This window comes from Roseovarius salinarum (assembly GCF_002834145.1).
Taxonomy (GTDB): Bacteria; Pseudomonadota; Alphaproteobacteria; order Rhodobacterales; family Rhodobacteraceae; genus Roseovarius; species Roseovarius salinarum.
This window is the reverse complement of record NZ_PHNT01000005.1, coordinates 162418-177120: the sequence shown is the minus strand read 5'-3', so window position 1 is coordinate 177120 and position 14703 is coordinate 162418. Positions and strand designations below refer to the sequence as shown.

At 70.1% G+C, this 14703-nt stretch carries 15 protein-coding genes and 1 pseudogene; all 16 read left to right on the top strand.

What is annotated here, in order from left to right; genetic code table 11:
* Positions 1-180, top strand: a pseudogene (locus tag CEF10_RS07290) (Holliday junction branch migration protein RuvA); the annotation flags it as partial.
* 3 nt (positions 181-183) lie between these two features.
* Positions 184-1221, top strand: coding sequence for a Holliday junction branch migration DNA helicase RuvB (gene ruvB, locus CEF10_RS07285; RefSeq protein ID WP_101067469.1), 1038 nt, complete (start codon positions 184-186; stop codon positions 1219-1221).
* Entirely contained in the window at positions 1214-3082 is a 1869-nt protein-coding gene (locus CEF10_RS07280; protein WP_101067468.1) for a hypothetical protein, read from the top strand. The genes ruvB and CEF10_RS07280 overlap by 8 nt, the downstream gene beginning before the upstream one ends.
* Before the next feature lie 136 nt (positions 3083-3218).
* The gene (locus CEF10_RS07275) at positions 3219-3863 is read left to right on the top strand and encodes a hypothetical protein (protein ID WP_101067467.1); all 645 of its coding nucleotides are present in this window, start codon (positions 3219-3221) and stop codon (positions 3861-3863) included.
* Complete coding sequence (locus CEF10_RS07270; RefSeq protein WP_101067466.1) at positions 3860-4501, top strand: class I SAM-dependent methyltransferase; 642 nt, start codon at positions 3860-3862, stop codon at positions 4499-4501. The genes CEF10_RS07275 and CEF10_RS07270 overlap by 4 nt, the downstream gene beginning before the upstream one ends.
* On the top strand, positions 4501-5043 hold the full coding sequence (thpR, locus tag CEF10_RS07265; RefSeq protein WP_101067465.1) for an RNA 2',3'-cyclic phosphodiesterase: 543 nt from the start codon (positions 4501-4503) through the stop codon (positions 5041-5043). The genes CEF10_RS07270 and thpR overlap by 1 nt, the downstream gene beginning before the upstream one ends.
* Before the next feature lie 63 nt (positions 5044-5106).
* Entirely contained in the window at positions 5107-5505 is a 399-nt protein-coding gene (ybgC, locus tag CEF10_RS07260) for a tol-pal system-associated acyl-CoA thioesterase (protein ID WP_101067464.1), read from the top strand.
* Positions 5506-5611: 106 nt separating this feature from the next.
* The gene (tolQ, locus tag CEF10_RS07255) at positions 5612-6307 is read left to right on the top strand and encodes a protein TolQ (RefSeq protein ID WP_101067463.1); all 696 of its coding nucleotides are present in this window, start codon (positions 5612-5614) and stop codon (positions 6305-6307) included.
* Between the two features lie 4 nt (positions 6308-6311).
* A complete protein-coding gene (gene tolR, locus CEF10_RS07250) occupies positions 6312-6785 on the top strand; it encodes a protein TolR (RefSeq protein ID WP_101067462.1) in 474 nt (157 codons plus the stop codon).
* Positions 6786-6795: 10 nt separating this feature from the next.
* Complete coding sequence (locus CEF10_RS07245) at positions 6796-7890, top strand: flagellar biosynthesis protein FlhF (RefSeq protein ID WP_101067461.1); 1095 nt, start codon at positions 6796-6798, stop codon at positions 7888-7890.
* Entirely contained in the window at positions 7887-9212 is a 1326-nt protein-coding gene (tolB, locus tag CEF10_RS07240; RefSeq protein WP_101067460.1) for a Tol-Pal system beta propeller repeat protein TolB, read from the top strand. The genes CEF10_RS07245 and tolB overlap by 4 nt, the downstream gene beginning before the upstream one ends.
* A gap of 102 nt (positions 9213-9314) precedes the next feature.
* Entirely contained in the window at positions 9315-9803 is a 489-nt protein-coding gene (gene pal, locus CEF10_RS07235) for a peptidoglycan-associated lipoprotein Pal (RefSeq protein WP_101067459.1), read from the top strand.
* Positions 9804-9820: 17 nt separating this feature from the next.
* Entirely contained in the window at positions 9821-10660 is an 840-nt protein-coding gene (locus CEF10_RS07230) for a tetratricopeptide repeat protein (protein ID WP_101067458.1), read from the top strand.
* On the top strand, positions 10651-11910 hold the full coding sequence (gene tilS / locus CEF10_RS07225; protein WP_101067457.1) for a tRNA lysidine(34) synthetase TilS: 1260 nt from the start codon (positions 10651-10653) through the stop codon (positions 11908-11910). The genes CEF10_RS07230 and tilS overlap by 10 nt, the downstream gene beginning before the upstream one ends.
* Positions 11911-11989: 79 nt before the next feature.
* Complete coding sequence (ftsH, locus tag CEF10_RS07220) at positions 11990-13903, top strand: ATP-dependent zinc metalloprotease FtsH (RefSeq protein ID WP_101067456.1); 1914 nt, start codon at positions 11990-11992, stop codon at positions 13901-13903.
* Positions 13900-14682: a methyltransferase domain-containing protein gene (locus CEF10_RS07215; protein ID WP_101067455.1), complete on the top strand. Its 783-nt coding sequence runs from the start codon at positions 13900-13902 to the stop codon at positions 14680-14682. Before ftsH ends, CEF10_RS07215 begins: the two co-directional genes overlap by 4 nt.
* The last annotated feature ends 21 nt before the right edge of the window (positions 14683-14703 follow it).

Sequence of the window (14703 nt, the reverse complement as noted above, 5' to 3'; positions counted from 1 at the left end):
CCCGCGCCGCCCCCGGCCGGCGGCGGCGCGCAGGCCGAGGCGCTGTCGGCGCTGGCCAACCTCGGTTACGCGCCCGGCGAGGCCGCGGCGGCCGTGGCCGAAGCCGCCCGCGACACCCCCGACGCCGGCACCGAGGAGCTGATCCGCGCCGCGCTCAAGGCGCTGGCGCCGAAGGGATAAGCGATGGACACGCCAGACCCCACCCTGCGCCCCGACCCGCTGCCCGAGGATGCCGAGCGGGGCCTTCGCCCGCAGGCGCTGGACGAGTTCATCGGCCAGGCCGAGGCGCGGGCCAACCTGCGCGTCTTCCTCGAATCCGCCCGCCGCAGGGGCGAGGCGATGGACCACACGCTGTTCCACGGCCCCCCCGGGCTGGGCAAGACGACGCTGGCGCAGATCATGGCGCGCGAGCTGGGCGTGGGGTTCCGCACGACCTCCGGCCCGGTGCTGGCCAAGGCGGGCGACCTCGCGGCGATCCTCACGAACCTCGAGGCGCGCGACGTCCTCTTCATCGACGAGATCCACCGCCTGAACCCGGCGGTCGAGGAGGTGCTTTATCCCGCGATGGAGGATTTCGAGCTCGACCTGGTGATCGGCGAGGGGCCGGCGGCGCGCACCGTGCGGATCGAGCTGCAGCCCTTCACGCTGGTCGGCGCGACCACCCGGCTGGGGCTGTTGACCACGCCGCTGCGCGACCGCTTCGGCATCCCCACCCGCCTGCAGTTCTACACCGAGGCCGAGCTCGACGAGATCGTCACGCGCAACGCGCACCGCCTCAAGACCCCGGCCGAGCCCGACGGCGCGCGCGAGATCGCCCGCCGTGCGCGCGGCACCCCGCGCATCGCCGGCCGGCTGCTGCGCCGGGTGGCCGATTTCGCGCTGGTCGAGGGCGACGGGCGCATCACCCGCGAACTGGCCGACGGCGCGCTGACGCGGCTGGGTGTCGACGCGCTGGGCCTCGACGGGGCCGACCGGCGCGTGCTGACGCTGATCGCGGAAACCTACCAGGGCGGCCCGGTGGGGATCGAGACGATGGCCGCCGCGCTGTCGGAATCGCGCGACGCGCTGGAGGAGGTGATCGAGCCCTACCTGCTACAGCAGGGGCTGATCCAGCGCACGCCGCGGGGGCGGATGCTGGCCCCGCGCGGCTGGCAGCACCTCGGGCTCGCGCCGCCCCGCCCGCCGGGGCAGACCGACCTGTTCGAGGACGGCGATGGCTAGGCGGCTGGCGGATTTCCGCCCGCTGACGGCGGCCGAGCAGGCCGTCATCGCCGGGCTGGAGACGGGCCACGTGACGGTGCTGGGTGACGGGGGGCTGCCCGGGCCGGAGGCGGGCGACGACCGCCGCGTGCGTGCCGGGCTGATCCGCTGGCTCGCCCTCGGCGCGCCGGGGGACGGCGATGTGCGTCTGCACGAAAAGGGGCTGTGGATCGCCGGTGCACTGGTCGTCAGCGACGGGCAGGCAGATCCGATCATGGCCGGGACAACGCCGGGCCTCGACCTCCAGGGATGCAAGCTCGACCATGACCTTGGCCTGTTGGGCTGCCGGTTCCGCGACCCGCCCGTGCTGCGCGGCACCAAGCTGGAAACCCTGAACCTTCAGGGGTCGCACCTCCCCGGCCTGCGCGCCGACCGGCTGGAGGCGCGGGGCAACGTGTTCCTGCGCGGGGTGCAGGCCACGGGCGAGGTGCGGCTGCTTGGCGCTCGGATCGGCGGCAATCTCGACTGCGATGGCGGGCGGTTCGAGAATGCGGGCGGCTGGGCGCTCAACGCCGACCGGCTGGAGGCGCGGGGCAACGTGTTCCTGCGCGGGGTGGAGGCCACGGGCGAGGTGCGGCTTCCCGGCGGGCGCATCAGTGGCGATCTGGCCTGCGAAGGCGGGCGGTTCGAGAACGCGGGCGGCAGGGCGCTCAACGCCGCTGGCGCGCGGGTCACGGGGGCGTTCTTCTGGCGACCGGACGACAACGGCAATCGCGCCGATGCCAAGGGCGCGCTCGACCTGACGGCGGCGGAGATCGGGCATATCAACGACGATCCCGCCTGCTGGCCGGGGCCGGGCGACCTGGTGCTCGACCGTTGTCGCTACGGCGCCTTCACCGGCCACGGCATCAACGCCGGCGACCGCATCCGCTGGCTGGATCTCCAGGACCCGGCGAAATTCGGCCAAGAGTTCTGGCCGCAGCCCTGGGAACACTGCGCACAGGTGCTGCGCGAGATGGGCCACCCGGAGGACGCGCGCGAGGTGCTGATCGCCAAGGAAGAGCGGCAGCGCCGGGTGCAGCGCGAGATCGCCGCGGCCCGCCTGACCGGCGCGCGGCTGCGCAAGCGGTTGGAGAGTTCCGAGACGGATCACGCCCGACAGGCATGCGCGAACGACCTGAAAGCTGCCGACGAGGCGTTCGAGCACCCCGGTGACCCGCGCCGCAAGGCTATCCGTGATGAGGTCATGGCTGCATCAGTTCTTCGCAATCACGAGATCGAACAGCTTCGCGCGGACACGGGCGCCATCCGCGCGCGGGTCGTGGAGAAGCAGGGGCAACTGGGGACGCGCGGGGCCGACGCAACCCTCGCCGCGCAATCGGCGGTGACCGAGGCGTGGAGCAAGCTGGCCCCTCTGCGCCTGCGCGACGGGCTGCTGCGCGCCCTCATCGCCTATGGCCACAAACCCCTGCGCGCGCTGGGGTGGCTCGCGGCCTTCTGGCTGCTTGGCGCGGTGCTGTTCGGCGCGGCGTATGGCGATGGCGGCTTCAAGCCCAACAACGCCTTCATCCTCAGCAAGCCGGAATGGGCGCAGTGCGCGGACGGGGGCGCGCGGCGGGGCGATCACCCCTCGACGCTGGCCTGCTATCTCGCCCAGCCCGAGGCGGCGGGGTATCCGAAGTTCAACGCCGCGCTCTATTCGCTCGACACGCTGGTGCCAGTGGTGGAGCTGGAGGTGCAGGATTACTGGGTGCCCGACGCGGGCGCCGCCGCATGGGCCCGCTATTACCTGTGGGGCCACATCGCCGCGGGCTGGTTCCTCGTCCTGCTCGCGGTCGCCGGGTTCTCGGGGCTGGTCCAGACCCGGGCGACGGAGGAGTGAGCCGGCGCCCCCCCCCACGCGCGCCCTTCATCTTGCCCCAAATACTCACGCGACGGCCCGGTGCGTACCGGCCGGCGGGTTTGACGTGCCGCACCCGATCGCCTACCGATCCGTCACGCACACCGGAAGGCCGCCCATGACCGAGACGCTCAGCCCCCAACAGGTCGAGGCGCTGTTCACCCGCGCCGACGGGCAGTTCGCCTTCGCGCGCTGGGGGCGCCCCATCGTGCCGGTCGTCTTCGGCGTTGACACCGCCACGCTGGAGACCGTCAAGGGCGCGATCGAGGCGGTGGTCACCCTTGCCGATCACAAGATGGCCGAGACCGACCCGGAACTTGGCGCCAACCTGATGATCTTCTTCTGCCGCGACTGGGACGAGTTGCCGGAGGTGCCCAACCTCGACCGGCTGATCGACGGGCTGGCCCCGCTGGTCGGGCGGCTCAAGGCGGCGGATGCCAACCAGTACCGCGTGTTCCGCTTCGACGCGCAGGGCGCGATCCGCGCGGCCTTCGTCTTCCTGCGGATGGATGACCACCTGGGCGCGGTGCCCGCCGAGACGCTGGCGCTGGCGCAGGCCGCGCAGACGATCCTTCTGTGGTCGGACACCGCGTTCGGCGACAGATCACCGCTGGGGCAGCTGGGCGATGGCCGGACCATCCTGCGCCCCGAGATCGGCGCGCTGATCCGCGCGGCCTACGACCCGGTCCTGCCGGCGGCCGCGCAGGACCCGGCCCACGCGCTGCGACTGGCCGCGCGGATGACCGCCGGAACACGGCAATGACGGCCCGCCGCGACCACTGGGACGCGGTCTATGCCGACCGCGCCGAGGACGACCTCAGCTGGTTCGAGGCCCACCCGGCCGAGTCGCTGGAGCTGATCGACCGGCACGCCCCTGCGGCCACCCCGGCCATCGACGTGGGCGCGGGCACCGCCCGGCTGATCGACGCGCTGCTGGCGCGCGGGTTCGGGCCCGTCACCGCGCTCGACATCTCCGCCGCGGCGCTCGAGCGCGCGCAGGCGCGGCTGGGTCCGGAGCGCGCGGCGCGGGTCGACTGGGTCGTGGCGGATGTCACGCGGTGGCAGCCCGCGCGCCGCTACGGGCTCTGGCACGACCGGGCGGTGTTCCACTTCCTGACCGACGCGGGCGAGCGCGCCGCCTATGTCCGCGCGATGGCGGGGGCGCTGGGGCCCGGCGGGCGCGCGGTGATCGCGACCTTCGCGGACGACGGGCCCGAGCGATGCTCGGGCCTGCCGGTTTGCCGCTATGCCCCGGAGGCGCTGGCGGCCGAGATCGACCGCCACGCGCCCGGCCTGTTCCGCCGCGTCGAATCGCGCCGCCACACCCATCTCACGCCGGCGGGCCGGGAACAGGCCTTCCAGACCAGCGTGTTCGCCCGGCAGGCGGGCGCGGCCGCCTGATGCGCCTGTTCCTGGCCATTCCGCTGCCGGATGCCGTCCGGGCCGCGCTGGGGCGCCTGCAGGGCGACCTGCGCGTGGGCCGCCACGTCGACCCCGAGAACCTTCACGTGACGCTTGCGTTTCTCGACGACCAGTCACTGGCCACCGCGGAACTGGTCCACGAACGGCTGTGCGAGATCGCGCTCTCGGGCGCCGAGATCCGGATCCGCGGGCTTGACGTGTTCGGTGGCAGGAACCCCCGGGTGGTCTTTGCCGGGGTGGAGAAGACCGGGGCGCTGGACGCGCTGCGCGAAAAGGTGCGCACGGCGGTGCGCGCCGCCGAAGTCGCGCTGCCGCGCGAACGCTTCCGCCCGCACGTGACGCTGGCGCGGTTTCCCAAGCCGATGCCGCGCCACGAACTGGACAAGCTGGGCGCCTTCCTTGAGGCGCACGGAGACTTCGCGCTCGACCCGTTCGATGCCGATCGCGTCACGCTCTTCCGCTCGCGCCTCGGGCCGCAGGGGCCGGACTACGAGGCGTTGTCGGAGTATCCGCTTGGCTGACGCGCGCCGGTTGCACCCTCGACGCCCGCGCCCTAGCGTCGAACGTGCAGTGCGAGGCCGCCCATGACCCACCGTTTCGAATTGCGCGTGCATTACGAGGATACCGACATGGGCGGTATCGTCTATCACGCCAACTACCTGAAATTCATTGAACGGGCGCGCAGCGACTGGGTGCGCGGGCTGGGCGTGGACCAGCGGGCGATGCGTGACGGCGACGGTCTTGTCTTCGCGGTCCGGCGCATCGTGGCGGATTACCTCGCGCCGGCGCATTTCGACGAGGTTCTTCAGGTCGAAACCTTTCTGCGCAGCCTGAGCGGTGCGCGGCTCGACCTGGGTCAGACGGTGTCGCGCGGGACGGACCGGCTGTTCGCGGCGGAAGTGACCGTCGTCTGCCTGGCTGCGTCGGGTCGGCCGGTGCGCCTGCCGGCGAATATCCGCCGGCTGCTGGCCCGAGGCGGTTGAAATCGGCGTCGCTGACGCCTTCGTGTTGGCTTTCGCCTTGGACATCGGGTAGTTTGCGGCGCAATACGGCCGGGCAAACAAGGCCGACCGGACAAAGAGCAGGCATATGGAAGCAGAAACCCTGGCACTCGCGCAGGAGATCGATTTTTCCTTGTGGGCGTTGTTCGCGCGCGCCACGATTGTCGTGAAACTCGTGATCATCCTTCTGGTCCTGGCCTCGTTCTGGGCCTGGTCCATCATCATACAGAAACTCATCAGCTATCGGCGCGCCCGGTCAGAGGCCGACAGCTTCGACCGTCGGTTCTGGTCGGGAGAGCCGCTGGACGGGCTGTTCGAGGAAACCGGCCCCGATCCGGACGGCCGGTCCGAGCGCATATTCGCGGCGGGCATGACGGAATGGCGGCGCAGTCATCGCGCCGACGGCGCGCTCATCCCAGGGGCCGCGCAGCGGATTGACCGGTCCATGGACGTGGCCATCGCCAAGGAGTCCGAGGATCTGCAAAGCGGCCTGTCCGTGCTGGCCACGGTGGGTTCGACCGCGCCCTTCGTCGGCCTGTTCGGAACGGTGTGGGGCATCATGCATTCGTTCATCGGTATCGCCGAACAGCAGAACACGAACCTGGCCGTGGTCGCGCCCGGCATCGCGGAGGCGCTGCTGGCGACCGGGCTGGGGCTTCTGGCGGCGATCCCGGCGGTGATCTTCTACAACAAGCTCAGCGCGGATTCCGACCGCATCGTGGCGGGCTACGAGGCCTTCGCGGACGAGTTCGGAACCCTGCTCAGCCGCCAGCTCGACAGTTGACGCGATGGCCGGTGGCGTGGTGCAGAAAACGGGCGGAGGGACGCGGCGGCGCCGGCGCGGCGGGCGCACGCGCCCGATGGCCGAGATCAACGTGACCCCCTTCGTGGACGTCATGCTTGTGCTGCTCATCATATTCATGGTCGCCGCACCGCTGATGACGGTGGGCGTGCCCGTGGAGTTGCCCAAGACCGCGGCGAATGCCCTGCCGGGCGAACAGGAGGAGCCGCTGACCCTGACCATCACCGGCGACGGGCTGGTCATGATCCAGGAGACGCAGGTGCCGCGCGCCGATCTGGTCGGCAAGCTGCGCGCCATCGCCGCCGAGCGCGCGGGCACGCGCGTCTACTTGCGCGCCGACGGCGAGGTGCCCTATGCGCTGGTGGTGCAGGTGATGGGTGCGCTCAACCGCGGCGGTTTCACCGACATCGGCCTTGTGACCGATACCGGCGGCCCGGATCTCGACGAAACCCGGAACTGACGGGCGCGGCATGAACACCGGTCAGGTCATATCCGGGGTGGCGCACGGGGCGGTCATCGTCTGGTCGCTCGTGGGCGGCACCTTCGAATCCGAGCCGGTGCCTTTCGAAGTAACGGAGGTCACGGCCGTGTCGCCGGAGGAATACGCCGCGCTGACCGCGCGGCAGGATCCCGCGCGGGCGCAGTCGCGGGTGCAGTCGCCGCAGGCGCCGGAGCAGGACAGCGCACCCGATCTGGCGCCGGCCGCCGACACGCCACCCGAGCAGGAGCAACCCACGCGGGCCGGCGATCCGGCCCCGGACACGCCGCCCGAGGTGGCCGAGCCCACGCCGCCCGCGTCGGCCGATGTCGCCGATGAGGCGCCCGCGCTCGCGTCGCCGTCGGAAGACGTTGCCGTGATGGTCCCGGAAACCTCCGACCGGCCCAAACCGCGCCCCGCGCCGCGTGTCGCGCCCGAGCCGGTCGCCCGGCCCGAGCGCGACGTCCGGCAGGACCCGGTGCGCCGCGAGGAGACGCAACCCGATCCCGATGCCGAGACCGCGCGCGAGGAGCAGGCGGCCACCGCCCCCGAGGCGGCGGCGACCGAGATCGTCACCGAGGCCGAGAACCCCGCGCGTGCCGCCCCGTCCCGGTCGCTGCGCCCGCGCCAGCGGCCCGGACGGCCCGCCCGCGACACCGTGGAGACCGACCGTGCCGAAGACGCTACCGACGCGGCGGTGGAACAGGCGCTGGCCGAGGCGTTGGACGACGCGCCCGAAGCGGAGGCGCCGGCACCGTCCGGCCCGCCGATGACGCGCGGCGAAAAGGATGCGCTTCGGGTGGCCGTCCGGCAATGCTGGAACGTGGGCTCTCTGGGATCGGACGCGCTGCGGACAACCGTCGTGGTCGGCGTGACCATGTCCGAGGACGCGCGCCCGATCCGGGGCTCGATCCGCCTGATCGAGGCGCGTGGCGGCACCGGCGACGCGGTGCGCCAGGCCTTCGGAGCGGCCCGCCGCGCGATCATACGCTGCGGCGCGCGCGGCTACGATCTGCCGGCCGAGAAATACGCCAGATGGCGAGACATTGAAATGACATTCAATCCGGAGAAAATGAGGAGCAAATGATGACACGCATCCTGACCCTCCTTGCCGCAATGTGCCTGTGGGCGGCGCCGGTCGCCGCTCAGGACGACGGCCCGCTCCGGATCGAGATCACCGAGGGCGTGATCGAGCCGTTGCCCATCGCCGTGCCCGACTTCGTCTCCGACAGTGCCACCGGCGCGCAGATGGGCCGCGACGTGGCCCGCGTGATCGCCGCCGACCTGTCGGGCACCGGGTTGTTCCGGGAAATCCCGCAGAAGGCGCACATCGCCCGGATCACGAGCTTTTCCAGCCCGGTCCAGTTCGCCGACTGGAAGGCGATCAACGCGCAGGCCCTAGTGACCGGCGCGGTCAGCGTGGATGACACGGGCAAGCTGGTGGCGCGCTTTCGCCTGTTCGACGTTTTCGCCGGGCAGGAAATGGGCGACGGTCTGCAGCTTTCTGGCACGCAATCGGGCTGGCGGCGCATCGCTCACAAGGTCGCCGACGAGATCTATACCCGGCTTACCGGCGAGGGCGCCTATTTCGACAGCCGCGTTGCCTTCGTCGCGGAATCCGGCCCCAAGAACGCGCGCGCCAAGCGTCTGGCGATCATGGATTACGACGGGGCCAACGTGGAATACCTCAGCGATTCGTCTTCGATCGTCCTGGCGCCGCGGTTTTCTCCGGACGGGGACCGGATCCTCTATACCAGTTACAAGACGGGATTCCCGCGTATCTACCTGCTGGACCTGGCCACGATGAACCGCCGCGCGCTGGAAAGCCAGGAAGGTTCGATGAGCTTCGCGCCCCGCTTCGCGCCCGACGGGCGGCACGTCGTCTATTCGCTGACGCGCGGCGGCAACACGGACATCTACGTCATGGAGATCGGCACCGGTGATCGCCGCCGGCTGACACGCGCGCCATCGATCGAGACCGCGCCAAGCTTCAGCCCCGACGGGGAACGCATCGTCTTCGAATCCGATCGCTCGGGCAGCCAGCAACTCTACATCATGCCCACTCGGGGCGGCGAGGCGACGCGGATCAGCTTCGGGCAGGGCCGCTACGGCACGCCCGTGTGGTCCCCGCGCGGCGATCTGGTGGCGTTCACCAAGCAGTCCAAGGGGCGGTTCCACATCGGCGTCATGCGCACCGACGGAAGCGAGGAACGCCTGCTGACCGCGAGCTTCCTCGACGAGGGGCCGACATGGTCGCCCAACGGCCGGGTCATCATGTTCACCCGCGAAACCCAGGGCGCCAGCGGGCAGGCGAGCCTTTACTCGGTGGACATCACGGGGCGCAACCTCAAGCAGGTGCCCACCGAGACGGGCGCGAGCGATCCCGCCTGGTCGCCGCTGAATGACTGACCCGCGTCTCGCGACGCGTTTCCTTGACCCGCCGGCTGTGGTAGACACGGGGCCACGATCCAGAGCAGGCCGCACTGCGCGGCAGATAAACGGGGCAGACCCATGACCTATGCGAGCAAGACCATTCTTTTCTGCGCGGCACTGGCGCTGGCCGGCTGCGGCGGCGCGGCGCGTTTCGGCGAAGCCGATGCGGTGAACCTCAACACGGCCGCGTCCGACCCGGCCTCGCCCGCCTATTTCCAGCAGGCCGTCGGAGACCGTGTGCTTTTCGCGGTCGACCAGTCCACGCTGTCGGCGCAGGCGCGCGACACGCTTGACGCGCAGGCCGAGTGGCTGATGAGCAATTCCGACTACCGCGCGGTGATCGAGGGGCACGCCGACGAACAGGGCACCCGCGAATACAACCTCGCGCTGGGCGCGCGGCGCGCCAACGCGGTGCGCGAATATCTGGTCAGCCGCGGCGTTGCCGGCAGCCGGCTCAAAACCGTCAGTTACGGCAAGGAGCGCCCGATCGAAGTGTGCAGCGACGAAAGCTGCTATGCCAAGAACCGCCGCGCGGTGACGGTGATTTCCGTCACGCCCACCGGCTGACCGGCGGGGGGAGCAAGATGCGCCGCCTCGTTACCTGCGTCGTTCTGGCCGCCGCGGTCGCCGTTTGCGCCCCGGTGGCGGCGCAGGACAGGCAGCAGACGCTGGCCGACATCCGCCAGGAACTTTCCGTGCTGCACGTCGAGATCCGGAAGCTCAAGCGTGAACTTTCCACGACGCAGGGTGTGGCGCAGCCGTCGGGCGAGGGCACGATGCTCGAATGGGTGAATGCGATAGAGGGTGCATTGCAGCGCCTGACCGCCAAGACCGAGGAACTGGAACACCGCATCAACCGGATCGTCCGCGACGGCACGAACCGCCTCGGCGACCTCGAGTTCCGGCTGTGCGAACTGGAGGCCGACTGCGACATCGCCGAACTCGAACAGGGTACGACGCTGGGCGGTGGCGACCTGCCCGAGGCAGGATCCGCGACTGCCCCGGCCGAGACCACCGGGGAGGCCGAAAGCCCCCAGATGGCGGTGAGCGAAGAGGCCGATTTCCGCCGGGCGCAGGAGGCGCTTGAGGCCGGCGACACCGCCAGGGCGGCGCGGCTGTTCCGCGAGTTCCGCGACACCTATCCCGCCGGCCCCCTGACGGCGCGCGCCGCGCTGGGCGAAGGCGCCGCGCTGGAGGCGATGGGTGAAACGAAGAAGGCGGCGCGGGTCTATCTTGACCTGTTCAGCGCCGATCAGAGCGGCCCACAGGCGCCCGAGGCGCTGTTCCGGCTGGGCCGGTCGCTGGGGCGCCTGGGCCAGACAGAACAGGCCTGCATCACCCTTGCGGAGATCGGCAACCGGTTTCCCCTGACCGAGACCGTGCCCAAGGCGCGACAGGAGATGCGCGACCTGGGATGCCAGTGAACGACACGGCCGTCGCGTTGCGTGCGGAAATCGCGGCGCATTTCCAGCCCGATCCGCCCGTCGCGCTGGGGATCGCCGTATCGGGCGGCGGCGATTCGGTGGCGTTGCTCGTGTTGCTGGCAGACTGGGCGGCCGACGGCGGCCCGGCCCTTCGGGCGGTGACGGTCGATCACCGGCTACGGCCCGAATCCGCCGGGGAGGCGGCGGCGGTGGCGGAAACCTGCGCACGGCTCGGCATCCCGCACGACACCCTTCCGTGGGTCGAAGGCTGGGACGGCACCGGCAACCTGCAGGAAGCCGCGCGCGAGGCCCGTTACCGGTTGATGGCCGATTGGGCACGGGGCCGCGGGCTGGCAGATGTTGCCCTGGCCCATACCGCCGACGACCAGGCCGAGACGTTGCTGATGCGGCTGGCGCGCGAGGCGGGCCTTGACGGCCTGTCGGCGATGGGCGACCGGGTGGAGCACGGGGTGACGTTCCGCCGCCCCGCATTGCGCATTACCCGCGCCGCGCTGCGCCGCGTGCTGACCGACCGCGGCATCGCCTGGACCGAGGACCCGTCGAACGCCGACCCGACGTTCGAGCGGGTGCGGGCGCGGCAGGTGCTGGACCAGCTCGCGCCCCTGGGCATCTCGGCCACCGGGCTGTCGGCGGTGGCACATCACCTGGCCGGCGCGCGGGATGCCCTCTACGCCTGTTTGCGCGAGGCTGCACACGATATCGTGACCTTCCAGTCCGGTGACATGCTGGTTGCACGTGACGGCCTTGCCCGTCTGCATGACGAACTTGCCCGCAGGTTGCTTCAGGCGGGCCTGAGGTGGGTCGCCGGCCCGGGCCACGGTGCACGTGGCGTGGCCTTGGGTCGTTTGCTGGATGCGGCGCGCACCGGGCAGGGGATGACGCTGCAGGGTGCCCTCGTCACGCCGGAGCGCGACCGGTTGCGCATTGCGCGCGAACATGCCGCGGTCGCCGAAACTTCCGCGGCGCCCGGTGCACTTTGGGACGGGCGATGGCGGGTGACGGGCCCCGACAGCACCGGCGTGGAGATCCGGGCGCTGGGGCCCACGGGCCTGCAGGAGTGCCCGGGCTGGCGCGAGACGGGCCTGCCGGCAGCCTCGCTCACGGCGTCGCCGGCCGTCTGGCGCGGGCGACGACTCGTCGCGGCGCCGCTTGCGGGATGCCCGAACGGCTGGGAAGCCGCGCTCGAGCGGCCCCCCGACACGCTTTTCAGCAAGCTATTATCGCATTGAAGAGTGATGTATGATCTCTATTTAGAACCCGTGGGCCGCGTGATAGATGCGGACCACCGGAGAATTGAGGAGAGTTTCCTTGGGCAACGCTAGAAATATCGCCTTCTGGGTCGTGCTGTTCCTGCTGATCCTGGCGCTGTTCAACCTGTTCAGCGGGTCGGGCAATACGCTGCAAAGCCAGAGTATCAGCTATTCGGAATTCATCACGCAGCTCGAGGAAGGCAACGTCAGCCAGGTGACCCTGGACGGCGAGAACGTGCGCTTCCGTGGGGCCGACGGCAACAACTACACCACGATCAAGCCCGAAGACGCCGAGATCACCCAGCGTCTCATCGACCAGGGCATCGAGGTCAATGCCGAAAGCCAGGAGCAGTCAGGGTTCCAGACCTTCCTGATCTCGCTTCTACCGTTCCTGCTGCTGATCGGTGTCTGGATCTACTTCATGAACCGCATGCAGGGCGGTGGCAAGGGCGGCGCAATGGGCTTCGGCAAGTCCAAGGCCAAGATGCTCACCGAAAAGCAGGGGCGTGTCACCTTCGACGACGTGGCCGGCATCGACGAGGCCAAGGAGGAGCTCGAGGAGATCGTCGAGTTCCTGCGCAACCCCCAGAAGTTCAGCCGCCTGGGCGGACAGATCCCCAAGGGGGCGCTTCTGGTCGGCCCGCCGGGCACCGGCAAGACGCTTCTTGCGCGCGCCATTGCCGGCGAGGCGGGCGTGCCGTTCTTCACCATCTCGGGGTCCGACTTCGTCGAGATGTTCGTGGGCGTCGGCGCCAGCCGCGTGCGCGACATGTTCGAACAGGCCAAGAAGAACGCGCCGTGCATCGTGTTCATCGACGAGATCGACGCCGTGGGCCGCGCCCGCGGCGCCGGCTACGGCGGCGGCAACGACGAGCGCGAGCAGACGCTGAACCAGCTGCTGGTCGAGATGGACGGTTTCGAGGCCAACGAGGGCGTGATCATCGTGGCCGCCACCAACCGCAAGGACGTGCTCGACCCCGCGCTGTTGCGCCCGGGCCGGTTCGACCGCGAGATCAACGTGCCCAACCCCGACATCAAGGGCCGCGAGAAGATCCTGAACGTGCACGCCCGCAAGACGCCGCTGGGCCCCGACGTGGACCTGCGCATCGTCGCGCGCGGCACCCCCGGCTTTTCCGGGGCGGATCTTGCCAACCTTGTCAACGAGGCGGCGCTGGGTGCCGCGCGCGTCGGCCGCCGTTTCGTGACGATGGATGATTTCGAGGCCGCCAAGGACAAGGTCATGATGGGCTCCGAGCGCCGGTCGATGGTGCTCACCCCCGAGCAGAAGGAAAAGACGGCCTACCACGAGGCCGGGCACGCCATCGTCGGGATGGAGCTGGAAAAGTGCGACCCGGTCTACAAGGCCACGATCATCCCGCGCGGTGGCGCACTGGGCATGGTGGTGAGCCTGCCGGAGATCGACCGTCTGAACTGGCACAAGGACGAGTGCGAACAGAAGCTGGCCATGACCATGGCCGGCAAGGCCGCCGAGATCATCCATTACGGCCCCGAGCACATCTCGAACGGGCCGGCCGGTGATATCCAGCAAGCCAGCGGTCTGGCGCGCGCGATGGTCCTGCGCTGGGGGATGTCGGACAAGGTGGGCAACGTCGACTACGAACAGGCGCACGAAGGCTACATGGGCAACGCCGCTGGCGGCCTGTCGGTGTCGGCGCACACCAAGGAGCTGATCGAACAGGAGGTCAAGCGCTTCATCGACGAGGCCTACCAGCGCGCCCACGCCATCCTCATGGACAAGAAGGAGGAATGGGAGCGCCTGGCGCAGGGCCTGCTCGAATACGAGACCCTCACCGGCGAAGAGATCAACCGTGTGATCCGTGGCGAGCCCCCTGATTCGGGAGCCGATGCCGCCGAGTCGGCCGAAGAAAAACCGTCGGTCGCGGCGATCCCGAAAACCAAGCCGAAGTCGCCGCCGCGCGACGATGGCGGAATGGAACCCGAACCGACGTGAAGCGCCCGCCGCGAGACGATTGGAATCCCGGAGCCTACGCAAGGTTCCGGGATTTACGTTTGCGACCCGCACTCGATCTGCTTGCGGCCGTGGAACGCATGGGCGGGGGCGACGTGATCGACCTGGGCTGCGGAAGCGGCGCGATGGGCGGTGCATTGGCGGCCCGCGCGCCGGGCCACCGGGTGATCGGCGTGGATTCCTCGCCCGCGATGCTCGAGAAGGCGCGGCACGCCGCCGGCTACGATACGCTGCAGCAGGCCGACATTTCCGATTGGTACCCCTTGCGTGCGCCGGGGCTCGTCTTTGCCAATGCCTCGCTGCACTGGATAGGCGACCATGCAACCCTGATGCCGCGACTGGCAGAGATGCTGGGCCAGGGCGGCACACTGGCGGTGCAACTGCCGAACCAGAACAACGCACCGTCGCATCGCGTCTGGCTGAGCCTGGCCGAGGAATACTTCCCCGGCCGCGTCGACCGGGCGGGCACGCCCGCGATCCTGCCGCCCGTGACCTACGAGGAATTGCTGTCACCGCTGGGCGCTTTCCGGATGTGGGAAACGGAATATTACCAGCGCCTGAGCGCCGAGGGCGACGGCCACCCCGTGCGCCGTTTCACCGAAAGCACCTTCGCGCGGCCCGTCCTCGAGGCGCTGGCGCCCGACGAGCGCGCGCAGCTGATCGAAGCCTACGAGGCCGCGATGGCGCGGGCCTATCCGGTGCGCGCCGATGGCTCCGTTCTGTTCCCGTTCCGCCGGCTGTTCTTCACGCTCTCGCGTTAGCCCCTGCCACGTTTCGCGGGC

Bases quoted from the DNA above. Each gene is read 5' to 3' on its own strand.
- ruvB (WP_101067469.1), top strand. From the start codon at position 184: ATGGACACGCCAGACCCCACCCTGCGCCCCGACCCGCTGCCCGAGGAT.
- CEF10_RS07280 (WP_101067468.1), top strand. From the start codon at position 1,214: ATGGCTAGGCGGCTGGCGGATTTCCGCCCGCTGACGGCGGCCGAGCAG.
- CEF10_RS07275 (WP_101067467.1), top strand. From the start codon at position 3,219: ATGACCGAGACGCTCAGCCCCCAACAGGTCGAGGCGCTGTTCACCCGC.
- CEF10_RS07270 (WP_101067466.1), top strand. From the start codon at position 3,860: ATGACGGCCCGCCGCGACCACTGGGACGCGGTCTATGCCGACCGCGCC.
- thpR (WP_101067465.1), top strand. From the start codon at position 4,501: ATGCGCCTGTTCCTGGCCATTCCGCTGCCGGATGCCGTCCGGGCCGCG.
- ybgC (WP_101067464.1), top strand. From the start codon at position 5,107: ATGACCCACCGTTTCGAATTGCGCGTGCATTACGAGGATACCGACATG.
- tolQ (WP_101067463.1), top strand. From the start codon at position 5,612: ATGGAAGCAGAAACCCTGGCACTCGCGCAGGAGATCGATTTTTCCTTG.
- tolR (WP_101067462.1), top strand. From the start codon at position 6,312: ATGGCCGGTGGCGTGGTGCAGAAAACGGGCGGAGGGACGCGGCGGCGC.
- CEF10_RS07245 (WP_101067461.1), top strand. From the start codon at position 6,796: ATGAACACCGGTCAGGTCATATCCGGGGTGGCGCACGGGGCGGTCATC.
- tolB (WP_101067460.1), top strand. From the start codon at position 7,887: ATGATGACACGCATCCTGACCCTCCTTGCCGCAATGTGCCTGTGGGCG.
- pal (WP_101067459.1), top strand. From the start codon at position 9,315: ATGACCTATGCGAGCAAGACCATTCTTTTCTGCGCGGCACTGGCGCTG.
- CEF10_RS07230 (WP_101067458.1), top strand. From the start codon at position 9,821: ATGCGCCGCCTCGTTACCTGCGTCGTTCTGGCCGCCGCGGTCGCCGTT.
- tilS (WP_101067457.1), top strand. From the start codon at position 10,651: ATGCCAGTGAACGACACGGCCGTCGCGTTGCGTGCGGAAATCGCGGCG.